The sequence below is a fragment of the Pseudomonas sp. PA15(2017) genome, assembly GCF_001945395.1.
Lineage (GTDB): Bacteria > Pseudomonadota > Gammaproteobacteria > Pseudomonadales > Pseudomonadaceae > Aquipseudomonas.
Genome location: NZ_MSXV01000050.1, coordinates 328,301 through 351,738, shown reverse-complemented (window position 1 = coordinate 351,738; position 23,438 = coordinate 328,301). Strand labels below are relative to the sequence as shown.

Here is a 23,438-nt window from a genome sequence, read left to right as displayed (position 1 = left end):
CTGCTTTGCCCGCGACCTTCGCCCTGGATATAACCCATAAACGACAATGCCCCTATCAACCGATAGAGGCATTGTCTTCAACTCACCCTCGGACTGCTAGGTTTTCACACAGTCTGTAGGGGCGCCGTTTTCATGTCCGGCGTGTGCCGGTCATTCCTTGTGCTGCCCGCTCTTGAGCAGGTCGCGGATTTCCGTCAGCAGCACTTCCTGGGTACTCGGCGCCGGCGGTACCGAAGGCGCCGCGGCTTCTTCACGCTTGAGGCGGTTGATCGCCTTCACGCCCATGAAGATGGCGAATGCCACGATCACGAAGTCGATCACCGTCTGGATGAAGCGACCGTAGGCCAGCACCACTGCCGGGATATCACCTTGCGCGGCCTTGAGCGTGATGGCCAGGTCGGAGAAGTCCACCCCACCGATCAGCAGGCCCAGGGGCGGCATGATCACGTCGCCGACGAAGGACGAGACGATCTTGCCGAAGGCCGCGCCGATGATGATCCCGACCGCCATGTCGACGACGTTGCCCTTGACCGCGAAGGCCTTGAATTCGTTGATGATGCTCATGTGCAACCCCCTGGGTGTGATGTGGTGCGCTGAAGTGTAAAGCACTGCTGTCGTTCTGCCATGCCCTGCCGCTTGGCTGGCACAAGGTGTGTGACCCCCTTGTCGCGGCATTGTCCGAATTTATTACCGGCCAATCTCCCAGGCAGCCCCATCGCGAGGCTCTGGATCGAGGCTTTCGGCTCCGGCGACAGACGGTTGCGGGACGCCGTCCAGCGTTGATGAGGATCAACGGCCAGGGCGCCGTACCCGACTAGAGTGCGCTCGTTCATCTATCGGGAGTCTGACCATGCATATCGACTATTGCGCCCAATCCGACGTTGTTTCGCGGCTGCGCAGCAACCCTGCACACAGCGCGCTGGTGGAGCAACACGACGATGTCGAGCGCCGCATCGCCCGTATCGAAAGTGGTCTGGAGCGACCCGAAGGGCTGAGCCTGGCGGCCCTGAAGCTGCGTCGTTCCGGTTTGCGCGAGGACCTGGCGTGCCAGCAACGCAAGGCCGAGGGCCGGTGCTGTAATTGCGGCAACAACTGCGGCGGCTGATGCAGCTCGTCGGGCGGCTGTGCTGGAGGCGATGGGCTAAGGTCAATGCATCATCACTCCAACACAGAGGAGCGCCCCATGACTGCCGAGCACAATCTGCGTGAAGAATTTCGTGAGTTCGGCGACGCCCTGACCGAGCGTCGCAAGAGCCATCCGGGTTTCGATGGCCTGGTGGGCCGCTACCAGGATCTGGACAAACGCATCGTCGAACTCGAGTCTGGCAATCAGTCCTTCGACGATGAAACCCTGGGCCGCCTGCGCCGCGAGAGGGTGTTGCTCAAAGACAAGATCGTGCAGGAACTCACCGAGCGCTGAGCCTCAGTCGATGCCGAGCGCCGCGCTGTTCTGAGTCTTTACCGACAGACTTCTGGGTATCGCTTCGCTCAACCACAGGCTACGAGTTGGCTTCTGTAGCCTGGGTTAGCCGCAGGCGTAACCCAGGGCTCTTCAGGCCTGCACAAGAAAACGTTGCAGGCCCGACTCGTCCCTATCCAGCTCGCTTACCGCGAATGGCAGTTCATCGAGCACCTGCCGGCAAAAGGCATTCGCCAGCTCGTCCTGTGCATAACAGCACAGCAGCCAGCGGCGCCGGTCGCTGACCATCTGTTGCAGCAACGCGCGACCAATGCCCAGGCGCCGGTATTTCTTGAGCAGAAACAGATCGGCGAACTCCATGTCGGCCACGTTCTGATCCTCGCAGACTTCCAGCAGCAGAAAACCAGCGATGAAACCGTCGACCAGAATCAGCCCGGCGCTCCAGCCGGCGTCCTGCCAGTAGCGTTGCAGGTGTGGCTCGTGAACATAGAAGCGGCCGTCGACCTAGACGTCTTCCTGCTCCCAGGCCGACGACTCATAGGCATAGAACTGATAGAGATTGCGGATCAGCGGCAACTGCTCGGCACTGGCGGGGATCAGTTCGATGGACATTGCAGGCCTCGGGGCAGGGGGGCGGCGCATTATCGACCTGGGTGGCCGACGGGGATAGCCCGTGCGCGCAGGTCTGTAAATTTATCCAGTTGTTCGGTATCGTTTCGGCCTCGATCGATCAGGCAGGATGACCCCCATGGCCAAGGCCAAACGCTTGTACGGCTGCACCGAGTGCGGCGCGACCTTTCCCAAGTGGGCCGGGCAGTGCGGCGAATGCGGTGCCTGGAACACCCTCACCGAGACCATGATCGAAGCCGGCGGCGCTGCGGCCCCCAGTGGGCGAACCGGCTGGGCCGGGCAGCAGGCGCAGCTCAAGACCCTGGCCGAAGTCAGCGTCGAGGAAGTCGCGCGCTTTTCCACCGCATCGGCCGAGCTCGACCGCGTGCTCGGCGGTGGTCTGGTGGATGGCTCGGTGGTGCTGATCGGCGGTGACCCCGGTATCGGCAAGTCGACCATCCTGCTGCAGACCCTGTGCAACGTCGCTCAGCGTTTTCCGGCCCTGTACGTCACCGGCGAGGAATCCCAGCAGCAGGTGGCGATGCGCGCCCGGCGCCTGGGCCTGCCGGAAGACAAACTCAAGGTGATGACCGAGACCTGCATCGAAAGCATCATCGCCACCGCCCGCCATGAAAAGCCCAAGGTGATGGTAATCGACTCGATTCAGACCATCTTCACCGAACAGCTGCAGTCCGCACCCGGCGGCGTGGCCCAGGTGCGCGAGAGTGCGGCGCTGCTGGTGCGCTTCGCCAAGCAGAGCGGCACGGCGATCTTTCTGGTCGGCCACGTGACGAAAGAGGGCGCCCTGGCCGGCCCACGGGTGCTCGAGCACATGGTCGATACCGTGCTGTATTTCGAGGGCGACCCCGATGGTCGTCTGCGTTTGTTGCGTGCGGTGAAGAATCGCTTTGGCGCGATCAACGAGCTGGGCGTGTTCGGCATGACCGACAAGGGCCTCAAGGAAGTCAGCAATCCCTCGGCGATCTTTCTCACCCGCGCCCAGGAGGAGGTGCCAGGCAGCATCGTCATGGCCACCTGGGAAGGCACCCGGCCGATGCTGGTGGAAGTGCAGGCACTGGTCGACACCAGCCATATGGCCAACCCGCGCCGCGTGACCCTGGGCCTGGATCAGAACCGCCTGGCCATGCTGCTCGCCGTTCTGCACCGCCATGGTGGCATCCCCACCTATGACCAGGACGTGTTTCTCAACGTGGTCGGCGGCGTGAAGGTGCTGGAAACCGCTTCCGACCTGGCGCTGATGGCCGCGGTGATTTCCAGCCTGCGCAACCGGCCGCTGCCCCACGACCTGCTGGTGTTCGGCGAGGTGGGCCTGTCCGGCGAAATCCGTCCGGTGCCCAGCGGTCAGGAACGCTTGAAGGAGGCAGCCAAGCACGGCTTCAAGCGCGCCATCGTGCCCAAGGGCAATGCGCCGAAAGAGGCGCCGCCGGGCCTTCAGGTGGTTGCCGTGACGCGCCTGGAGCAGGCGCTCGACGCCCTGTTCGAGTAGCTGCGGCGTTCTGCCGCTGGCTGCGCCTGGCGGCCATTGATCCGCGTCAATGGGTGGGCAGGGCGGCAGTCGCAGGATGACGGCGTACCCACAGAGGAGTCGCCATCATGCTGCTGTTCTACGACATCATCGCTAAAGCCAGTTTCTCGCCAGTCGACCGCCTGGGCGTCGAGCGCAAGCGTCAGCCGCTGCTCGATCTGTTGCCGAGACTGGTGAAGGCCCGGCGTGCCCGGCGCCGCGAGGCCGACGCGGCTTGCTGTGAATTCATCAGCCACTGAGTGAGCCTGCGGGCCGGTGGTTTCGCAGTCACCACTTCGCGGCAGGCTCGCCCCCTATGTAACGGCTGCTCCCGCTCTTCCGGCAGCGGCCGTTCTGTCGTTCAGTCGTCTTCGCAGAGGGCGGCCAGCTCGCGTTCGAGCAGGGCCTCGTCGCCCAGGTTGAGCTCCACCAGGCGGCGCAGGTGGCTCATGGAGTCCAGGTCGATGTGGTGGCAGAGAAAGCCGAGTACGCGCTCTTCGCGGTGTACCAGCTCGACCTGCATGCTCACCTGCAGGTTGTCGTCCAGGGCAATGCGCAGCAGGTAATCCTGGCCGGTCTCGCCCTCCCAGTTCCAGGGGCGGCGCACCAGCACGCCGCGAAACGAGATGTCGTGCAGCTCCACTTGCCAGCTCTGTTCGCCCTGCACGATCTCGGCGGACGCGTCGAAGGCGATACGCTGGAAGCGCCGACGTTCGTGGTTGTCACTCATGGAAGCTGTCCTCTATTGGTTTTTTCCACTATAGCCAAGGCGCGGGGCGGCGTCGCCGAATGCGCGCTGGCATGGGTGTCAGTTTTGCGGCGACCAGCCGTACTCCATGGCGTGCTTGACCAGGTCAGCAGGCTTTTCGATATCGAGTTTGCGGCGAATGTTCAGCCGGTAGGTTTCCACGGTGCGTACGCTGATCGCCAGCTCGCGGGCCATGGCCTTGTTGTTCAGGCCCTGGGCCATCATCAGCAGCACCTGGCGTTGGCGCGGGGTCAGCTCGCCTTCCTCGGTTTCTTCCTGGGCCAGCTTGTGGGCCACGTCGCCGCTGTAGAAACGCCCGCCGACCGCCAGCACGTCGATGGCGGAGATGATGTCCTGGGACGGCGCTTCCTTGAGCACATAGCCCGAAGCGCCCATGCGCAGCGAGCTGCTCACGTATTCCTGATTGTCGTACATGCTGAGGATCAGCACCTTGGTGGCCGGGTGGCGTTTCTTGATGATGCCGGTCAGCTCCAGGCCGTTGATGTCCTTGAGGCCGATGTCCATCAGCAGGATGTCCGGCTGTTCGCGGGCCACCAGTTCCAGCGCCTCGCTGCCACTGCCGGCTTCTCCGGCGATCTCGAAGTGGTCGACCATCGACAGCAGGGTGCGGATGCCTTCGCGCACCAGGATATGGTCGTCGACGAGGGCGATGCGGATGGTCTTCATGCGGGCTCGGTCCGGGATTGTGTCGCGTCCGCGGAGAGTAACAGGGCGACGCTCAGAACGGTGCCGGCGGACGTCGAGGCGATGTTGAAGTCACCGCCGAAATGCTCCACGCGCTCGCGGATGTTGCGCAGGCCGATGCCACCGCTCTGCTCGGCCTGGCGTGGGCTGAACCCGGTGCCGTCGTCGCTGATGCGCAGGTTCACCCGTCGCGGGTTGCCGGTCAGCTGGATGGTCACCTGGCCGGCGCCGGCGTGGCGCTCGATGTTGGTCAGCGCTTCCTGGAGGATGCGAAACAGTGCCACGTTCATGTCGTCGCTCAGGCGGGTATCGCCCAGGCTGTTGTCGTAGGCCACGCGCAGCCCGCTGCGCTGCTCGAACTCGCTGGCCAGCTGGCCGATCGCCGAAGCCAGGCCGAGGGTGTCGAGTAGCGAGGGATGCAGGTCGTGGGAGATGCGCCGCACCTCGCCAATCGCCCCGGCCAGGCGCTCGATGCCTTGGCGCAAGGTTTGTGCGGCGCTGGCCTTGCCGGCCTCCAGCTCGTGGCCGGCCAACTCGAACTTGAACTTGATCGACACCAGCAGCTGGCTGATGCCGTCGTGCAGCTCACGGGACAGGCGCGAGCGCTCCTCTTCCTGGGAGGTGATGATGCGCTGGGTCAGTTGCTGCAGCTTGCGGTCGGCCAGGCGGTGTTCGCTGACGTTGAGGGTCAGGCCGCTGGCAGACACCAGCAGCACGGCGATCAGCGCGACGATGGCGATGGCCAGCATGGTGGTGCGAATGCCGCTGCCGACATCGTGACGAACCTGGGCGATGGCGTTGTCGACGTCTTCCAGGTAGATGCCGGTGCCGAGCATCCAGCCCCAGCGGTCGAGCATGGTCACGTAGGCGAGCTTTTCCGCGACCTGGCCGGTGGACGGCTTTTGCCAGCCGTAGCGCTGGAAGCCGTCGCCCTGGGTTGCGCTGCGGATCAGCGCCTGGATCACCAGCAGGCCATGGGGATCGGTCATGTTCCACAGGTCCATGCCGACCAGCGCGCCCTGGCGCGGGTGCATGAGGCTCTTGCCGGTGCGGTCGTAGACGAAGAAGTAGCCGTCGCTGCCGAAGTTGATGCGCGCAAGTAATGCCAGCACCTGGCGTTTGGTTTCCTCGTCGTCGCGGCCGGTGTCGTACAGCGGCGCGATGGTGCTCAGGGCCATTTCCACGTAGTGCTGGAGCTCGGCCTGCTTGCTGCCCAGGATGCTGTGCTCGATCAGCTGGGCCTGCTGGTTGCCCAGGCGCTGGTTCTGGACCAGAACCAGTAGGCACACCACGGCCACGGCCAGGAGCATGGGCAGCAGGCTCAGGGCGACGATCTTGTGCTTGAGTTGCATGGGGCACTCCGGGTTGACTGGACGGGCAACGCTGTGGCGGATGAAAGGCGGGCAGAGCATACATAAAGCTGCAGCGCCCGGCTGACACGATCTGCATGCTTCTGCGTAGTTCTACGTAGAAGGCCGTGGGTAGTTTTGCGAATTACTACAAAGCGTACTTAGATGGATAGTTGGGGGGCTCGATAGAGCACAACAATAACAATGAGTGTCGCAGGCCGAGGCTTGCGACCGGAGATGTCCAAATGACCAGAATGGCCAGCCATATCGCCTGGTTTGCGGTCGCGTTGCTGGGCGCCTTCGCGCTAGGCACCGTGGCGCTGAATCGCGGCGAATCGATCAATGCCTTGTGGATCGTCGTAGCTGCCGTGGCGATCTACCTCGTCGCGTACCGCTACTACAGTCTGTTCATCGCCACCAAGGTGATGCAGCTAGATCCCACCCGCGCCACCCCCGCCGTGCTCAACAACGATGGCCTGGACTACGTCCCGACCAACAAGCACATTCTCTTCGGTCACCACTTCGCCGCCATCGCTGGCGCCGGCCCGCTGGTCGGCCCGGTCCTCGCGGCGCAGATGGGCTACCTGCCGGGCACCCTCTGGCTGATCGCCGGCGTGGTACTGGCCGGTGCCGTGCAGGACTTCATGGTGCTGTTCATTTCCACCCGCCGCAACGGCCGCTCCCTGGGCGAGCTGGTGCGCGAGGAAATGGGCCAGATCCCCGGTACCATCGCGCTGTTCGGTGCCTTCCTGATCATGATCATCATCCTCGCGGTGCTCTCGCTGATCGTCGTCAAGGCGCTGGCGGAAAGCCCATGGGGGATGTTCACCGTGATGGCGACGATTCCCATCGCGATGTTCATGGGCATCTACATGCGCTACATCCGGCCGGGCCGCATCGGCGAGATTTCCCTGATCGGGGTGATCCTGCTGCTCGGCTCGATCTGGCTGGGTGGGGTGATCGCCGCCGACCCGGTGTGGGGCCCGGCCTTCACCTTCACCGGCGTGCAGATCACCTGGATGCTGATCGGCTACGGTTTCGTCGCCGCAGTGTTGCCGGTGTGGCTGATCCTGGCACCGCGCGACTACCTGTCGACCTTCCTCAAGATCGGCACCATCATCGCCCTGGCCATCGGCATCCTGGTGGTCATGCCCGAGCTGAAGATGCCGGCGCTGACCCAGTTCACCGACGGCACCGGCCCGGTGTGGAAGGGCACCCTGTTCCCGTTCCTGTTCATCACCATCGCCTGCGGTGCGGTATCCGGCTTCCACGCGCTGATCAGTTCGGGCACCACGCCCAAGCTGCTGGCCAACGAAACCCATGCCCGCTACATCGGTTACGGCGGCATGCTGATGGAGTCCTTCGTGGCCATCATGGCGATGGTCGCGGCCTCGGTGATCGAGCCGGGCATCTACTTCGCCATGAACAGCCCGGCGGCCCTGGTCGGCTCGGATGTTCAGTCGGTAGCCGCCACGGTCAGCAGCTGGGGCTTCATGATCACGCCCGATCAACTCGAGGCGGTCGCCCGTGATATCGGCGAGAACACCATTCTGGCCCGTGCCGGTGGTGCACCGACGCTCGCCGTGGGAATCGCGCAGATCCTGCACAGCGTGCTGCCGGGTGAGAACACCATGGCGTTCTGGTACCACTTCGCGATTCTCTTCGAGGCGTTGTTCATCCTCACCGCGGTGGACGCCGGTACCCGTGCCGGCCGCTTCATGCTGCAGGACCTGCTCGGCAACTTCGTACCGTCCCTGAAGAAAACCGAGTCCTGGACCGCCAACGTGATCGCTACCGCTGGCTGCGTGGCCCTGTGGGGCTGGCTGCTGTACCAGGGGGTGATCGATCCGCTGGGCGGCATCAACACCCTCTGGCCGCTGTTCGGCATCTCCAACCAGATGCTGGCCGGTATCGCCCTGATGCTCGGCACCGTGGTGCTGATCAAGATGAAGCGCGAGCGCTACGTGTGGGTGACGCTGGTTCCGGCCACCTGGCTGCTGATCTGCACCACCACCGCCGGCCTGATCAAGCTGCTCGACCCGAATCCAGCCGTTGGCTTCCTGGCCCTGGCCAAGAAGTACCAGACCGCGCTGGACGCCGGCCAGGTGATCGCCCCGGCCAAGGACATCGGCCAGATGCAGCACGTGATCTTCAACGCCTACACCAACGCCACGCTCACCGTGCTGTTCCTGTTCGTGGTGCTGAGCGTGCTGTTCTACGCCATCAAGGTCGGCCGCGCCGCCTGGCGCAAGGAACTGCGTACCGACCGTGAAGCTACGTATGAAGCGCTGCCTGCAGACGCGCCGGAGGTTGCCCGTGTTCAATGATCTCAGCCGGATGGGCAAGTACCTCGGTCAGGCGGCGCGGATGCTGGTGGGCATGCCCGACTACGACACCTACGTCGAGCACATGGCCAAGAAGCATCCCGATCAGCCCGTGATGAGCTACGAAGCCTTCTTCCGCGAGCGTCAGGAAGCACGCTATGGTGGTGGCAAGGGGCGGCCGATCCGCTGCTGCTGACAACACCGTGCGGGCCTCGGGCCCGCTTCAAGCACCACACGCCACGCCTCGTCGTGGCGTGTGTCTTTCAGAGGAATGCATTCATGTCCTTTTCCCCCATTCCGGTCACCGTGCTCAGCGGCTTTCTCGGTGCCGGCAAGACCACCCTGCTGCGGCATATCCTCAAGGCCGAACACGGCCTGAAGATCGCGGTGATCGAAAACGAATACAGCGAAACACCCATCGACAGTCAACTGCTCGGCAGCGAGCCGGTGCAGGTGATGACCCTGGCCAACGGCTGCGTGTGCTGCTCCATCCATGTCGAGCTGGAGAAGGCGCTGTTCGTGCTGCTGGAAAAGCGCGACAGCGGCGAGCTGGATTTCGACCGCCTGGTGATCGAGTGCACCGGCCTGGCCGACCCTGCGCCCGTCGCCCAGACCTTCTTCGCCACCGAGGAGCTTTGCGAGCGCTACGTGCTCGACGGCATTATCACCCTGGTGGACGCGGCCAATGCCGAGCGCCACCTACAGGAAACCATCGCCCAGGCCCAGGTCGGTTTCGCCGACCGCATTCTGCTGAGCAAGACCGATCTGGTTGATGACGCTGCCCGTGAAGCGCTTACCGCGCGCCTGCAACGTATCAACCGCCGGGCGCCGATCCGTGTGGTCGAGCACGGCCGCATCGACTTGAGCGAGCTGCTGGATGTGCGCGGCTTCAACCTCAATGCGGACGTGGCGCCGAGCCTGCGACCGGTACTGCCGGGCAAGAGCAGCGACCGCATCGCCACCCTGGTGCTGAGCAGCGACAAGCCGTTGGATCTCGACCGGCTCAGCGGTTTCATGGAGAGCCTGCTGGAAGAACATGGCAATTCCCTGCTGCGCTACAAGGGCGTGCTGAGCATTGCCGGTGAAGACCGGCGCATGGTCTTTCAGGGCGTGTTGCGGCTCTATGGTTTCGACTGGGACAGCGAGTGGGGCGGCGACGAGAAGCGTGAGAGCGTGATCGTCTTTATCGGCGACAACCTGCCCGAGGAGGCGATTCGTCAGGGCTTTGCCGAGCTGGCGGGCTGAGCTACCTTTGCGAGGATTGCCCGGTGGCTTGCCGCTGGCTGCGTCGCCGTGTTCAGGTGGTAAGCTTCGCGCCCGGTCCACCCTGCAACCTGTTTTCTTCCCAGCAGGGGGATGGCGCGCTTTTCATCCACCAATGCGGTGGAGCGCAAAACCGCTCCATGAGCCCCGAAACACAGGCGAAAAAATGCCGGTCAGTGACCGGCATTTTTCATTCCCGGGAAACCTTACTCGTCGAGGAACGAGCGCAGGTGTTCGCTACGGGTCGGATGGCGCAGTTTGCGCAGCGCCTTGGCTTCGATCTGGCGGATACGCTCGCGGGTGACGTCGAACTGTTTGCCCACTTCCTCGAGGGTGTGGTCAGTGTTCATGTCGATACCGAAACGCATGCGCAAAACCTTGGCTTCACGGGCAGTGAGGCCGGCCAGCACTTCGCGAGTGGCTTCCTTGAGGCTCTCCACGGTGGCCACGTCGATCGGGGACTGCATGGTGCTGTCCTCGATGAAGTCGCCCAGGTGCGAGTCCTCGTCGTCGCCGATCGGGGTTTCCATGGAGATCGGCTCTTTGGCGATCTTCAGCACCTTGCGGATCTTGTCCTCGGGCATTTCCATGCGCTCGCCCAGCTCTTCCGGGGTGGGCTCGCGGCCCATTTCCTGGAGCATCTGGCGAGAGATGCGGTTGAGCTTGTTGATCGTCTCGATCATGTGCACCGGAATCCGGATGGTGCGTGCCTGGTCGGCGATCGAGCGGGTGATCGCCTGGCGAATCCACCAGGTGGCATAGGTCGAGAACTTGTAGCCGCGGCGGTATTCGAACTTGTCCACCGCCTTCATCAGGCCGATGTTGCCTTCCTGGATCAGGTCGAGGAACTGCAGGCCGCGATTGGTGTACTTCTTGGCGATGGAGATGACCAGGCGCAGGTTGGCCTCGACCATTTCCTTCTTGGCGCGACGAGCCTTGGCCTCACCGATCGACATGCGACGGTTGATGTCCTTGATCTCGGCCAGGGTCAGGTCACTTTCATCCTGCAGGGCGATCAGCTTCTGTTGGCAGCGCTGGATGTCGGCTTGCAGATTGCCAATGGCTTCGGCGTACTTGGCTTTGCCCTTGGCCAGGCTGGCAGCCCAGTCCAGGTCCACTTCGTTGCCGGGGAACAGGCGCAGGAAGTCGGCACGCGGCATGCGGGCGTCACGGACGCACAGTTGCATGATGGCGCGTTCCTGGCCGCGCAGGCGGTCCAGGGCGTCACGTACACGCACTACCAGCGCGTCGTACTGTTTAGGCACCAGCTTGATCGGCATGAACAGCTCGGCCAGCAGGCGCAGCGCTTCGATGGCCTGCTTGCTGTCGCGACCGTGCTTCTTCAGGGCTTTCTTGGCGACTTCCAGCTGATCGGCTACCGCGGTGAAGCGGCGCAAGGCCTCTTCCGGATCCGGGCCGCCATCGCCTTCTTCTTCCTCATCGTCGCTGTCGCCATCTTCCTCGTCATCGTCCTTGTCTTCGGCCTTGTCGTCCGAAGAGGCAGGAACCGGTGCCGCGGCCTCGGCGGGCACGCTGCCGTCGTCCGGGTCGATGTAACCACTGAGGACTTCGACCAGACGGCCACCCTCGGTGGTGACGCGGGTGTATTCGGCGAGGATGCTGTCGACGGTGCCCGGGAAGTGAGCGACGGCGCCCATGACTTCACGGATGCCTTCTTCGATACGCTTGGCGATTTCGATCTCGCCTTCGCGGGTCAGCAGTTCCACGGTACCCATTTCACGCATGTACATGCGCACCGGGTCGGTGGTGCGGCCGATATCGGTCTCAACGGCCGCGAGAGCAGCAGCTGCTTCTTCGGCGGCGGCTTCGTCGGTGTCGGCTTCGGCCAACAACAGGGCGTCCGCATCCGGAGCACTCTCGAATACGTTGATCCCCATGTCGTTGATCATGCGGATGATGTCTTCCACCTGTTCCGGATCTGAAATATCCTCGGGCAGGTGGTCATTGACCTCCGCATAAGTCAGGTAACCCTGCTCACGACCACGGCTGATCAATTCTTTCAAACGAGATTGCTGTTGCGCTTTTCCGGACATAACACCCTATCCACTTAAGGTCTTGGCGGGCTGAAAACAAGCCGAGGATTATACCTCAGCTCGGCGCTCAGGCGCCAGTTGGGGTCTTGCTGGGCGAGTTCAGGCTGCTGTAATGCTCACGTAACAGAGCCTTTTCCTCGTCGGTGAGTTCGCTCGGGCTTTTTTGCATGATGCTGCGCAGAGCGGTTTCGCGTCGCCTTAGCGACTGACTACGGGCCAGTGTAGTTATGGTGTCGAAAAACTGCCGTTCAAGGTTGTCGTGATCGATCAGCCATTCTTTTTCTGCCAGAACCTTGAGCAGGCGGCCCTGTTCGGTACCGTGCCAGCGGGCGATCAGCTGCAGCGATCGCAGCTTCGGTTGCTTCTGCAAAGTGCCCACCAGGGCCACCAATAATTGGGCGTAGGTGTCGTCTTCGGCGGCGAAATTGCTGACATCCTCGACTTTCTGCGCCAGCTCCGGATGATGCAGCAGGCTACGCAGGGCGCTCAGGTGGGGCGATTCGACGCTCACCGCGGTGCGCGGTGGGTGGTAATCGTCGCGGCCCTTCTTCCACTTGCCACCGTCTTTCTTCCACTCACCCTTGCCGGGCTTGCGCGCCGGGCGCTCGAACGCCTGGGCGGGTGCGGCATGTTCTTCATAGCCTGGTGGTGCGTCGTAATAGGCGCTGTCCGGGATGGCTTCGAAGGTCGGTGCGTGATGGTCGTGGCTTGGCTGGGCGGGCGCGCTCGATTGTCGCGTAGGCGCCGCCTGTGCCTGGCCCATGGCGCTGGCGTCCAGGCCGGTGATCTGGGTCAGGCGCTGGCGCATCAGGGCGCGTAGCGTGTTGCCGGGGATTTTGTCGATCAGTGGCGCAGCCAGAGTGACCAGATGCGCCTTGCCTTCCAGCGAACGGGGGTCGGCCTCTTCGCTCAGTTGCTGGAAGAAGTAGTCGGCCAGCGGCTGGGCGTGCTGGTGAATGCGCGCCTGGAAGGCATCGGTGCCTTCGCTGCGCACCAGGGTGTCCGGGTCTTCGCCGTCGGGCAGGAACAGAAAGCGTGCGCGCCGACCGTCCTGCAGGTTGGGCAGGGCGGCTTCCAGGGCGCGCCAGGCCGCATTGCGCCCGGCCTGGTCGCCGTCGAAACAGAACAGCACGCTGGGTACCAGGCGGAAGATCCGCTTGAGGTGTTCTTCACTGGTGGCGGTGCCCAGGGTCGCCACCGCGTTGCGCAGGCCTTGTTGGGCCAGGGCGATGACATCCATATAGCCCTCGACCACCATGATCTCGTCGAGGTTGCGGTTGTGCTTGCGCGCCTCGTACAGGCCGTATAGCTCCTGGCCCTTGTGGAACACCGGGGTCTCGGGCGAGTTCAGGTACTTGGGCTTGTCGTCGCCCAGCACGCGGCCACCAAAAGCGATCACCCGGCCGCGGCTGTCGTGGATGGGGAAGATCACCCGGTCGCGAAAGCGGTCGTAGCGCTTGCCGCTGTCCGGGTTCTCGACCAGCAGGCCGGCATCGATCATCGCCTTGTGCTGCAGGCTGTCGCCGGCCAGGTGCTTGAGCAGGTTGTCCCAGCCCGGCGGGGCGAAGCCGAGGCCGAAATCCCGGGCGATCTCCCCGGACAGGCCGCGACCTTTCAGGTACTCGACCGCGGCACGGCGCTGCGGATGGCTTTTCAGGGCCTGACGGTAATAGTCGGCAGCCGACTTGAGCAGCGCGTAAAGCGGCGAGTCGGTGGCCTGGCGAGGTTTGCCGCCGCGGCCGCTGTCCTCGCGCGGCACTTCCATACCGGCGCGCTTGGCCAGTTCCTCGACGGCCTGGGGAAATTCCGTCTGGTCGTGATCCATCACGAAGCCCAGTGCGTTGCCGCCAGCGCCGCAGCCGAAGCAGTAGTAGAACTGCTTGTCCGGGCTGACGGTGAACGAGGGCGTCTTTTCCTTGTGGAACGGGCAGCAGGCGCTGTAGTTCTTGCCGGTCTTCTTCAGTTGGATGCGCGAACCCACCACGTCGACGATGTCGGTGCGGTTGAGCAGGTCATCGATGAAGGATTGCGGGATCAGGCCGGCCATAGGCGCTCAGGGGGGGGTCCAGAAGATGTAACGGCACAAACGCAAAAACTCCGCCATTTCGCCAGTAGGCGATGCGGAGTTCTTGACGATGATGCCCGGCCGAACCGGGCATTCGGGCGTTGCGTGTACGTTATTAGTACAGGCGAACGCTGCGGCGCTGTTCGCGCTGCACTTTCTTGGCGTGACGCTTAACAGCGGCAGCGGCTTTGCGCTTACGCTCGGCGGTCGGCTTTTCGTAGAATTCGCGGCTACGAACTTCGGCCAGAACACCGGCTTTTTCGCAGGAGCGCTTGAAACGACGCAGAGCTACGTCGAAGGGTTCGTTCTCTTTAACTTTGACGGCTGGCATCCAGGGCTACCTTCTTTATTACCGGAGGTTTGTGTCTTCCTGGCAACGGCACGGAAAGATCACAGGTTTTTAAGGGTTGCGGATGTTACCGCCTCGTCAAGCGGAATGCAAAGCCTCTGATCGAAAAGCACTGGTCTGGGCCGCCGAGCGGCGATTATCATGCCGGCCTTTTACGCTGGGCAACCGGCAGAGAAGGCGAAACCATGCTGGTTCTGGGATTGGAAACTTCGTGCGACGAGACCGGTGTCGCGCTTTACGACAGCGAACGCGGCCTGCTCGCCGATGCGCTGTTCAGTCAGATCGACCTGCACCGCGCCTACGGTGGTGTGGTGCCGGAGCTGGCCTCGCGTGACCACGTCAAGCGCATGCTGCCGCTGATCCGCCAGGTGCTGGACGAGGCCGGTTGCGTGGCCACCGACATCGACGCCATCGCCTACACCGCCGGCCCCGGCCTGGTTGGTGCGCTACTGGTTGGCGCCTCCTGCGCCCAGGCCCTGGCGTTCGCCTGGGATATTCCCGCCATTGGCGTGCACCACATGGAAGGCCACCTGCTGGCGCCCATGCTCGAGCCGGCGCCGCCGGCGTTTCCGTTCGTGGCCCTGCTGGTGTCGGGCGGCCATACCCAGTTGGTGCGCGTCGACGGCATCGGCCAGTACCAACTGCTCGGCGAGTCGCTGGACGACGCGGCCGGCGAAGCCTTCGACAAGACCGCCAAACTGATGGGCCTGCGTTACCCCGGTGGCCCGGAAATCGCCCGGCTCGCCGAGCGCGGTACACCCGGGCGGTTCGTGTTCCCGCGGCCGATGACCGACCGTCCCGGCCTGGATTTCAGCTTCAGCGGCCTGAAGACCTTCACCCTCAATACCTGGCAGCAGTGTCAGAGCAGCGGTGATGACAGCGAGCAGACCCGTTGTGACGTGGCCCTGGCCTTCCAGCAGGCGGTGGTCGAGACGCTGACCATCAAATGCCGTCGCGCGCTCAAGCAGACCGGCCTGAGCAGCCTGGTGATCGCGGGCGGAGTGAGTGCCAACCGCGCGTTGCGTACGTCGCTCGAAGACATGACGGCAGCGCTGAAGGGCAACGTGTTTTATGCGCGTCCGGCATTCTGTACCGACAATGGCGCGATGATCGCCTACGCCGGTTGCCAGCGTTTGTTGGCCGGGCAGCATGAGGAGTTGGCGATCAGCGTGCAGGCCCGCTGGCCGATGGAGCAGTTGCCGGCGTTGTGAGAACTGGGTGTGGGTATCGATGGATCACGTGTGGGAGCGGGCCACGCCCGCGATTCGCGCGCATGGCGCGCTCCCACAGGAGCCCCGGGAATAGCTGCCCACTGTTTTCGTATTCTTGAAATAGCTCAGAAATGCCGTTCGCGGCCGGCCCACAGGTCGCGCAGGTTGCGGCGGTGGCGCCAGACGATCAGCCCGCTGAGTGCGCACATCGGCAGTAGCGCCGCCGGTTGTTGCCAGGCCAGCAGCGGCAGTGTCAGGGGCGCGGCCGTGAGGGCCGCCAGGGAGCTGGTGCGGGTCAGGGTGAAGGTCAGCAGCCAGGCGCCGAGGGCCAGTAGCGCGGCCGGTGGGTAAAGCCCCAGCAGCATGCCGGCTGCGGTGGCGACACCCTTGCCGCCACGGAAGCGAAAGTAGATCGGGTACAGGTGGCCGAGCACCGCGGCCAAGCCTAGCCAGGCCTGCTCTTGAACGGTGAAACCGAGGTGGGCGGCGACCAGTACCGGCAGCAAACCTTTGAACAGATCGCCAATCAGCGTGAGAATGGCCAGGCGTTTGCCCGCCACTCTGAGCATGTTGGTGGCGCCGGGGTTGCCCGAGCCGCTGGCGCGCGGGTCTGCCAGGCCGGTCATGCGGCTGAGCAGAATAGCGAAGGACAGCGAGCCGAGCAGGTAGGCGAGGGTCGCCAGTAACCAAAACATGGTATCCATTCCGCGCCGGGGGATGGCCGATTCTAACGAGGTGCGGCGAGCTTGTCGTGCCGTGGAGAGCATGCTTGGACACAGTGTTTATCGCAGGGCTAGAAGTTGACACCGTCATCGGTGCCTACGACTGGGAACGCACCATCCGCCAATGCCTGCAGCTGGATCTGTGGCTGGGCTGGGACAATCGTCCGGCCGCCCTGGACGATGACCTCAGCAAGGCTCTGGATTACGCCACGCTGTCGACGCGCATCCAGGCTTTCGCCAGCGAATCCCAGTTCATCCTTGTGGAAACCTTTGCCGAGCGCTTGGTGGCGCTGCTGATGAGCGAATTCGACATTCCCTGGGTGCGCTTGCGGGTGACCAAGCCGGGCGCTGTGCCGGCAGCCCGTGGTGGTGTCGGTGTGGAGATCGAGCGCGGATGTCGCTAACGCCAATCCTGTTGGGCCTTGGTAGCAATATCGAGCGCGAGGCGCACCTGCGCGCCGGGCTCGATGCCCTGGCCGAAATCGTCACCGACATGCGCTGCTCGCCGGTCTTCGAAAGCCTGGCGGTGGGCATCAAGAGCGGCCCGTTCTTCAACCTGGTGATCGCCGGGCGCACGGCGCTGCCGCTGACCGAGCTGGATCGGCGGCTGAAATTCATCGAGGCCGACAACGGTCGTTATGCGCCGGACCGCAAGGGCCTGCCACTGGATATCGACGTGCTGACCTATGGCGAACTGGTGGGCAATTTCGATGGCCTGGTGTTGCCCCGGGCGGAAATCCTAAGGAATGCCTTCGTGCTGCGGCCGTTGGCGTTGCTAGTGCCCGAGGTCGAACATCCGGCCGTAGGCATGCGCTTTGCCGAGCTGTGGCAGGAGGCGCGTATCGAGCAGCAGCTGTGGCCGGTCTCGTTCCAGTGGCGCGGCGTGGAGCTGACGCCGCCCGAGCTTCTACCTTCGCCTTAACCGGTTTTCTCGCTGGCCTGCTTGAAGGCTTTCAGCGCGGTGAGGCGCTCACGATTGAGCGCCTCACCCAGCTCTGCGCCCTTGTAGCCGCGCTCCAGCAGCGGCTGCACGGCCACCTCGCGTACCGCGGCCATGGCGGCCAGCAGATAGGCCGCCTGGGGGTAGTCACGATCCTCCAGGCCATGACGACCACGGGCGTCCATTTCACACGCCGCAACGAAGGCCTCGAAGCGTTGTGGGCGACGGAACACGTCGAAGCGCTGCATCAGCTCCAGTAGCGTCGATGCACGCAGCTCCAGGGCGCGATGGGCATGGGTGTGAAATTCGCCGACCAATTCGGCCAGCTCCTGGCATTCCCGTGGCACCTTGCAGCGCTTGTTGATCACCTCGATCAGCGCGATGCCGCGGTGCTCGTGGGCGATATGCCGCGGCCATTCGGCGGGATCGGTCAGCCCCTTGCCGACATCGTGCAGCAGGGAGGCCCAGCGCACGGGCAGCGGCTGCTGGTGCCCGGCACATTGGCGCAGTACCGCCAGCACATGTGCGCCCGTATCGATTTCCGGGTGATGGGCTGCGGGCTGGGGAACGCCGAACAACTGGTCGATTTCCGGCAGCATGACGGCCAGGGCGCCGCACTCGCGCAGTACCTCGATGAACACGTCCGGGCGCGGCTCCATCAGTGCCCGGGATATTTCCTTCCAGCTGCGCTCCGGGGTGAGGGCATCCAGCTCGCCGGACTCGGCCAGTTGGCGCATCAGTTCGAGCGTCTCGGGCGCCACGCTGAAGCCCAGCGTCGCGTAGCGGGCCGCGAAGCGGGCGACGCGCAGTATGCGCAGCGGGTCTTCGGCGAAGGCTGGCGAGACGTGGCGCAGTTGCTTGGCCTGGAGATCGCGCTGGCCGCCATAGGGGTCGATCAGCTTGCCCTGCTGGTCTTCGGCAATGGCATTGATGGTCAGGTCGCGGCGGATCAGGTCTTCTTCCAGCGTCACCTCGGGGCTGGCGTGAAAGGTGAAGCCGCCATAGCCGCGCCCGCTCTTGCGTTCGGTGCGGGCCAGGGCGTATTCCTCGCCCGATTGCGGGTGCAGGAATACCGGAAAATCAGCGCCGACCGGGCGATAGCCCTGTTTCAGCAGGGTGTCGGCCGTGGCGCCGACCACCACCCAGTCGATCTCGGTCACCGGGCGGCCGAGCAGGCGGTCGCGCACGGCGCCACCGACTTTGTAGATCTGCATAGAAGTCTCCGTCATGGGCAAAGGATACCCGCAGTGCCGGAGGCTGTCGTCGCGCGGTTACAACGGAGGGATATGCAGATCCAGACGTGGGTGGTCGCCATCCTGTGCTGCATCGTTTCTCGGTGGCACGTGCTGGGTGTTGACGATCCGCTCGCCCTGCAGCGTCTGCAGGTGAATGTCGAAACCCCACAGGCGGTGCAGGTGCTTGAGCACTTCTTCGGTGGAACTGCCCAGCGGCTTGCGGTCATGCTGGAAGTGGCGCAGGGTCAGCGAGCGGTCGCCGCGGCGGTCGACGCTCCAGATCTGCACGTTGGGCTCGCGATTGCCGAGGTTGTACTGGGCAGCAAGGGTTTCACGGATGGTTCGATAGCCCGGCTCATCGTGGATGGCCGGTACGCTGAGTTCGTCTTTCTGGTCGTCGTCGAGAATGCTGAACAGCTTCAGGTCGCGTATCACCTGGGGGGACAGGTACTGCAAGATGAAGCTTTCGTCCTTGAAACTGGTCATGGCGAATTTCAGGGTGCTCAGCCAATCGCTGCCGGCGATGTCCGGGAACCAGTGGCGATCTTCCTCGGTGGGCGCCTCGCAGATGCGGCGAATGTCACGGTACATGGCGAAGCCCAGGGCGTAGGGGTTGATGCCGCTGTAGTAGGGGCTGTCGAACGACGGCTGGAACACCACGCTGGTGTGCGACTGCAGGAATTCCATCATGAAACCGTCGGTGACCAGGCCTTCGTCGTATAGATCGTTCATCAGCGTGTAGTGCCAGAAGGTCGCCCAGCCTTCGTTCATCACCTGGGTCTGGCGTTGCGGGTAAAAATACTGGGCGATCTTGCGCACGATGCGGATCACTTCACGCTGCCAGGGTTCGAGGAGCGGGGCGTGTTTCTCCAGGAAATACAGGATGTTTTCCTGGGGCTCGGCGGGAAAGCGTTTGTTGTCGCTCTCGTCGGTTTTGCTGGCACTCTTGGGAATGGTGCGCCACAGGTCATTGATCTGCCGCTGCAGGTGCTCTTCGCGGTCCTTCTGGCGACGGCGCTCTTCCTCGGCGGAAATGGGGTAGGGCCGCTTGTAGCGGTCCACACCGTAGTTCATCAGCGCATGGCAGGAGTCGATCAGGTCCTCGACCGCGTCGATACCGTGGCGCTCTTCGCACTGGGTGATGTACTGCTTGGCGAACACCAGGTAGTCGATGATCGAACTGGCGTCGGTCCAGGTGCGGAACAGGTAGTTGCCCTTGAAGAAACTGTTGTGCCCGTAGCAGGCGTGGGCGATCACCAGGGCCTGCATGGTGATGGTGTTTTCCTCCATCAGGTAGGCGATGCACGGGTCGGAGTTGATCACGATCTCGTAGGCCAGGCCCATTTGCCCGCGGCTGTAGGATTTCTCGGTACTGAGGAACTGCTTGCCGTAGGACCAGTGGTGATAACCCAACGGCATGCCGACGGACGCATAGGCATCCATCATCTGCTCGGCGGTGATCACCTCGATCTGGTTGGGGTAGGTGTCGAGGGCATAGCGCTCGGCCAGCCGGCTGATTTCCCGGTCGTAGTCGCGAATCAGTTCGAAGGTCCATTCCGAGCCCTTGGACAGTGGCTGACGTTTCCTATTGCTGCTCATGTGGCGAGCCTCCGCTGGAACAGTTCGCGGAATACCGGGTAGATGTCACCCGCCGATACCAGTTGCTGCTGGGCGAAGGTTTCGCCGAAGGCCTCGGCCACTCGCTCGTACTCGAACCACAGTGCCTGGTGCTCGCGCGGGGTGATCTCCACGTAGGTGAAGTACTGCACGAAGGGCATGATCTGCTTGATCAGGATATCCCGGCAAATCGGCGAGTCGTCGTTCCAGTTGTCGCCGTCCGAAGCCTGTGCGCCGTAGATGTTCCATTCGTTGGCCGGATAACGTTCGGCCATGATCTCCTGCATCATCTTCAGCGCGCTGGAGACGATGGTGCCGCCGGTTTCCCGGGAGTAGAAGAACTCCTCCTCGTCGACTTCCTTGGCACTGGTGTGATGGCGGATGAACACCACGTCGATCTTGTCGTAGTTCCGCTTGAGAAACAGGTACAGAAGGATGAAGAAGCGCTTGGCGACGTCCTTGGTGGCCTGGGTCATCGAGCCGGAGACGTCCATCAGGCAGAACATCACCGCCTTGGAGCTGGGGTTGGGGTGCTTGACCAGCAGGTTGTACTTGAGGTCGAAGGTATCGAGAAACGGGATGCGGTGAATGCGTGCGCTGAGGCGCTGCATTTCGGCCTCTAGCAGTTGGATGTCGCTGAAGTTGTCCGGCTCCTCGCGGCGCAGACGCTCCAGTTCGGCCTTCACTTCGCGCAGCTTGGCGCGGCTGCTGCCGGACAGTGCGATGCGCCGGGCATGGGCCGAACGCAGCGTACGCACGATGTTGATGCGCGACGGATTGCCCTCGCTGCTGATACCCGCGCGTACGGTCTTGAAGGTTTCCGCGCCGGTCAGGTGGCGTTTGACCAGATTGGGCAGCTCCAGGTCCTCGAACATGAAGTCCAGGAACTCTTCCTGGGTGATCTGGAACACGAACTCGTCCATGCCCTCGCCGGAGTTGCTGGCCTTGCCGGCACCCTGGCCGCCGCCACCGCCCTGCGGGCGTGGAATGCGCTCGCCGGCGACGAACTCCTTGTTGCCGGGGTGGACGACGGTCTGCTTGCCACCGCGGCCGTGATGCAGCACCGGCTCGTCTATGTCGCGGCCGGGAATGCTGATCTGCTCGCCGTGCTCAATGTCGGTGATGGAGCGGCGGCTGACGGCGTCCTCCACCGCCTTCTTGATGTGGTCACGATAGCGACGAATGAACCGCTGGCGGTTCACCGTGCTCTTGTTCTTGCCATTCAGGCGACGGTCGATCACGTAGCTCATACAAGCCCTCCGGGCACTGCCGATGCGGGCCACGGCGAGTCGACCGTGGTCCGCATCAGAGGCCGCTTACTGCGATTTGCGTACGCGCAGATACCACTCGGACAGCAGGCGTACCTGCTTCTCGGTATAGCCGCGCTCGACCATGCGTTTGACGAAGTCGTTGTGCTTCTGTTGATCCTCCTTGCTGGCCTTCGCGTTGAAGCTGATGACCGGTAGCAGGTCCTCGGTGTTGGAGAACATCTTCTTCTCGATCACCACGCGCAGTTTCTCGTAGCTGAGCCAGGTCGGATTCTTGCCGTTGTTGTTGGCCCGGGCGCGCAGCACGAAGTTGACGATCTCGTTGCGAAAATCCTTCGGATTGCTGATGCCGGCCGGCTTCTCGATCTTCTCCAGTTCCTCGTTGAGGGCCACGCGATTGAGGATTTCCCCCGTCTCGGGATCGCGGTATTCCTGGTCCTGAATCCAGAAATCGGCGTACAGCACGTAGCGGTCGAAGATGTTCTGGCCGTACTCGCTATAGGACTCCAGGTAGGCGGTCTGGATTTCCTTGCCGATGAACTCGATATAGCGCGGCGCCAGGTATTCCTTGATGAAGCGCAGGTAGCGCTCGCGTACCTCGCCCGGGAACTGTTCCTGTTCGATCTGCTGCTCGAGCACATAGAGCAGGTGCACCGGGTTGGCGGCCACTTCGTGCGGGTCGAAGTTGAAGACCTTGGAGAGAATCTTGAAGGCGAAGCGGGTCGATAGGCCGTTCATGCCTTCGTCGACACCGGCCGAGTCGCGGTACTCCTGGATCGACTTGGCCTTGGGGTCGGTATCCTTGAGGTTTTCGCCGTCGTAGACGCGCATCTTCGAGTAGATGTTGGAGTTCTCCGGCTCCTTGAGGCGTGACAGGGTGGAGAACTGGGCGAGCATCTTCAGGGTGTCCGGCGCGCAATGGGCGTTGGCCAGGGAGCTGCTGACCAGCAGCTTGTCGTAGATCTTGATCTCGTCGCTGATGCGCAGGCAGTACGGCACCTTGACGATGTAGATACGGTCGATGAACGCCTCGTTGTTCTTGTTGTTGCGGAAGGTGTGCCATTCCGATTCGTTGGAGTGGGCCAGCAGGATGCCGTTGTAGGGGATGGCGCCGAGGCCTTCGGTGCTGTTGTAGTTGCCTTCCTGGGTGGCGGTGAGCAGCGGGTGCAGCACCTTGATGGGCGCCTTGAACATCTCGACGAATTCCATCAAGCCCTGGTTGGCCCGGCACAGCGCGCCCGAGTAGCTGTAGGCGTCGGCATCGTTCTGCGGGAATTCCTCGAGCTTGCGGATATCCACCTTGCCGACCAGCGCGGAGATGTCCTGGTTGTTCTCGTCGCCCGGCTCGGTCTTGGCGATGGCGATCTGGTTGAGGATCGACGGGTAGAGCTTGACCACGCGGAACTGGCTGATGTCACCGCCAAACTCGGCCAGGCGCTTGCTGGCCCAGGGCGACATGATGCTGCCCAGGTAACGGCGGGAAATGCCGTAGTCCTCCTCGAGGATCGCGGCGTCCTCGGCGGCGTTGAACAGGCCCAGTGGTGATTCGAACACCGGTGAACCCTTGATGGCGTAGAAGGGCACCTTTTCCATCAACTGCTTGAGTTTCTCGGCCAGCGAGGACTTGCCGCCGCCGACCGGGCCGAGTAGGTAAAGGATCTGCTTCTTCTCTTCCAGGCCCTGGGCCGCGTGGCGGAAGTAGGACACGATCTGCTCGATGCATTCTTCCATGCCGTGGAAGTCGGCAAAGGCCGGGTAGCGGCGGATCACCTTGTTGGAAAAGATGCGCGACATTCGCGGGTTGTGGGAGGTATCGAGCAGCTCCGGTTCGCCGATGGCCATCAGCAAGCGCTCGGACGCGCTGGCGTAGGCGCTGCGATCCTGCTTGCACAATTCGAGGTACTCCTGCAGCGAGTACTCCTCCTGGCGCGTCGCCTCGAATCGTTGTTGGAAGTGACTGAAAATGCTCATGACTTCACCTCGCTCGATGCTGGGAGCCGGCCGGGATCGGTCGAGCGGGTGCATGCAGACTCG

At 63.2% G+C, this 23,438-nt stretch carries 22 protein-coding genes and 1 pseudogene; 10 read left to right on the top strand and 13 right to left on the bottom strand.

Going from position 1 to position 23,438, the window contains the following annotated elements; genetic code table 11:
• Positions 1-150: 150 nt before the first annotated feature.
• The gene (mscL, locus tag BVH03_RS17070; RefSeq protein ID WP_075932256.1) at positions 151-564 is read right to left on the bottom strand and encodes a large-conductance mechanosensitive channel protein MscL; all 414 of its coding nucleotides are present in this window, start codon (positions 562-564) and stop codon (positions 151-153) included.
• 286 nt (positions 565-850) lie between these two features.
• Between mscL and BVH03_RS17065 the strand changes: the two genes are divergently transcribed.
• Together BVH03_RS17065 and BVH03_RS17060 are read left to right on the top strand one after the other, a co-directional pair.
• A complete protein-coding gene (locus BVH03_RS17065; protein WP_075962269.1) occupies positions 851-1,105 on the top strand; it encodes a DUF465 domain-containing protein in 255 nt (84 codons plus the stop codon).
• Positions 1,106-1,183: 78 nt separating this feature from the next.
• The gene (locus tag BVH03_RS17060) at positions 1,184-1,420 is read left to right on the top strand and encodes a YdcH family protein (protein WP_075932254.1); all 237 of its coding nucleotides are present in this window, start codon (positions 1,184-1,186) and stop codon (positions 1,418-1,420) included.
• Between the two features lie 132 nt (positions 1,421-1,552).
• Here the strand turns inward: BVH03_RS17060 and BVH03_RS17055 are convergent.
• Positions 1,553-2,032, bottom strand: a pseudogene (locus BVH03_RS17055) (GNAT family N-acetyltransferase).
• Between the two features lie 136 nt (positions 2,033-2,168).
• On the opposite strand from BVH03_RS17055, the gene radA reads away from it, so the two are divergent.
• Positions 2,169-3,536 (top strand): DNA repair protein RadA, encoded by a 1,368-nt coding sequence (radA, locus tag BVH03_RS17050; protein ID WP_075962268.1) that lies wholly within the window; start codon positions 2,169-2,171, stop codon positions 3,534-3,536.
• A gap of 107 nt (positions 3,537-3,643) precedes the next feature.
• Positions 3,644-3,814 (top strand): hypothetical protein, encoded by a 171-nt coding sequence (locus tag BVH03_RS26405; protein ID WP_168175634.1) that lies wholly within the window; start codon positions 3,644-3,646, stop codon positions 3,812-3,814.
• A 101-nt stretch (positions 3,815-3,915) separates the two neighbouring features.
• Here BVH03_RS26405 and BVH03_RS17045 read toward each other — a convergent pair whose 3' ends face one another.
• The 3 genes from BVH03_RS17045 to BVH03_RS17035 all read right to left on the bottom strand — a co-directional run bounded on the left by BVH03_RS17045 (position 3,916) and on the right by BVH03_RS17035 (position 6,359).
• Entirely contained in the window at positions 3,916-4,284 is a 369-nt protein-coding gene (locus tag BVH03_RS17045; RefSeq protein WP_075962267.1) for a PilZ domain-containing protein, read from the bottom strand.
• Between the two features lie 78 nt (positions 4,285-4,362).
• Entirely contained in the window at positions 4,363-4,989 is a 627-nt protein-coding gene (locus tag BVH03_RS17040) for a response regulator transcription factor (protein WP_075962266.1), read from the bottom strand.
• A complete protein-coding gene (locus BVH03_RS17035) occupies positions 4,986-6,359 on the bottom strand; it encodes a cache domain-containing protein (protein WP_075962265.1) in 1,374 nt (457 codons plus the stop codon). Before BVH03_RS17035 ends, BVH03_RS17040 begins: the two co-directional genes overlap by 4 nt.
• Before the next feature lie 242 nt (positions 6,360-6,601).
• Between BVH03_RS17035 and BVH03_RS17030 the strand changes: the two genes are divergently transcribed.
• The 3 genes from BVH03_RS17030 (at position 6,602) to yjiA (ending at position 9,925) form a co-directional block, all read left to right on the top strand.
• Complete coding sequence (locus tag BVH03_RS17030) at positions 6,602-8,683, top strand: carbon starvation CstA family protein (RefSeq protein ID WP_075962264.1); 2,082 nt, start codon at positions 6,602-6,604, stop codon at positions 8,681-8,683.
• Positions 8,673-8,876 carry a YbdD/YjiX family protein gene (locus BVH03_RS17025; protein WP_013793040.1) on the top strand — a complete coding sequence of 68 codons (204 nt, stop codon included), beginning with the start codon at positions 8,673-8,675 and terminating at the stop codon, positions 8,874-8,876. Before BVH03_RS17030 ends, BVH03_RS17025 begins: the two co-directional genes overlap by 11 nt.
• A gap of 83 nt (positions 8,877-8,959) precedes the next feature.
• Positions 8,960-9,925, top strand: coding sequence for a GTPase (yjiA, locus tag BVH03_RS17020; RefSeq protein WP_075962263.1), 966 nt, complete (start codon positions 8,960-8,962; stop codon positions 9,923-9,925).
• A gap of 224 nt (positions 9,926-10,149) precedes the next feature.
• On the opposite strand, the gene rpoD is transcribed toward yjiA, so the two are convergent.
• The 3 genes from rpoD to rpsU form a co-directional block, all read right to left on the bottom strand.
• Positions 10,150-11,997: an RNA polymerase sigma factor RpoD gene (rpoD, locus tag BVH03_RS17015; protein WP_075962262.1), complete on the bottom strand. Its 1,848-nt coding sequence runs from the start codon at positions 11,995-11,997 to the stop codon at positions 10,150-10,152.
• A gap of 67 nt (positions 11,998-12,064) precedes the next feature.
• Positions 12,065-14,044, bottom strand: a complete 1,980-nt coding sequence (gene dnaG / locus BVH03_RS17010; protein WP_075962261.1) for a DNA primase — start codon at positions 14,042-14,044, stop codon at positions 12,065-12,067.
• Positions 14,045-14,177: 133 nt separating this feature from the next.
• The gene (gene rpsU, locus BVH03_RS17005) at positions 14,178-14,393 is read right to left on the bottom strand and encodes a 30S ribosomal protein S21 (RefSeq protein ID WP_003290642.1); all 216 of its coding nucleotides are present in this window, start codon (positions 14,391-14,393) and stop codon (positions 14,178-14,180) included.
• Positions 14,394-14,596: 203 nt separating this feature from the next.
• Here rpsU and tsaD point away from each other — a divergent pair, with 203 nt between their 5' ends.
• A complete protein-coding gene (tsaD, locus tag BVH03_RS17000; RefSeq protein ID WP_075962260.1) occupies positions 14,597-15,622 on the top strand; it encodes a tRNA (adenosine(37)-N6)-threonylcarbamoyltransferase complex transferase subunit TsaD in 1,026 nt (341 codons plus the stop codon).
• Between the two features lie 125 nt (positions 15,623-15,747).
• On the opposite strand, the gene plsY is transcribed toward tsaD, so the two are convergent.
• Entirely contained in the window at positions 15,748-16,317 is a 570-nt protein-coding gene (gene plsY, locus BVH03_RS16995) for a glycerol-3-phosphate 1-O-acyltransferase PlsY (protein ID WP_075962291.1), read from the bottom strand.
• Between the two features lie 74 nt (positions 16,318-16,391).
• Between plsY and folB the strand changes: the two genes are divergently transcribed.
• A complete protein-coding gene (folB, locus tag BVH03_RS16990; protein ID WP_075932242.1) occupies positions 16,392-16,748 on the top strand; it encodes a dihydroneopterin aldolase in 357 nt (118 codons plus the stop codon).
• Positions 16,739-17,266 (top strand): 2-amino-4-hydroxy-6-hydroxymethyldihydropteridine diphosphokinase, encoded by a 528-nt coding sequence (folK, locus tag BVH03_RS16985; protein ID WP_075962259.1) that lies wholly within the window; start codon positions 16,739-16,741, stop codon positions 17,264-17,266. The genes folB and folK overlap by 10 nt, the downstream gene beginning before the upstream one ends.
• Here folK and BVH03_RS16980 read toward each other — a convergent pair.
• From BVH03_RS16980 to BVH03_RS16965, 4 genes are all read right to left on the bottom strand, one after another.
• A complete protein-coding gene (locus BVH03_RS16980) occupies positions 17,263-18,498 on the bottom strand; it encodes a multifunctional CCA addition/repair protein (protein WP_075962258.1) in 1,236 nt (411 codons plus the stop codon). The two genes, folK and BVH03_RS16980, sit on opposite strands and share 4 nt — an antisense overlap.
• A 57-nt stretch (positions 18,499-18,555) precedes the next feature.
• A complete protein-coding gene (locus BVH03_RS16975) occupies positions 18,556-20,118 on the bottom strand; it encodes a SpoVR family protein (protein ID WP_075962257.1) in 1,563 nt (520 codons plus the stop codon).
• Positions 20,115-21,386, bottom strand: a complete 1,272-nt coding sequence (locus BVH03_RS16970) for a YeaH/YhbH family protein (RefSeq protein WP_075962256.1) — start codon at positions 21,384-21,386, stop codon at positions 20,115-20,117. The genes BVH03_RS16975 and BVH03_RS16970 overlap by 4 nt, the downstream gene beginning before the upstream one ends.
• A 66-nt stretch (positions 21,387-21,452) precedes the next feature.
• Positions 21,453-23,375 carry a PrkA family serine protein kinase gene (locus BVH03_RS16965; protein ID WP_075962255.1) on the bottom strand — a complete coding sequence of 641 codons (1,923 nt, stop codon included), beginning with the start codon at positions 23,373-23,375 and terminating at the stop codon, positions 21,453-21,455.
• Between the last annotated feature and the right edge of the window lie 63 nt (positions 23,376-23,438).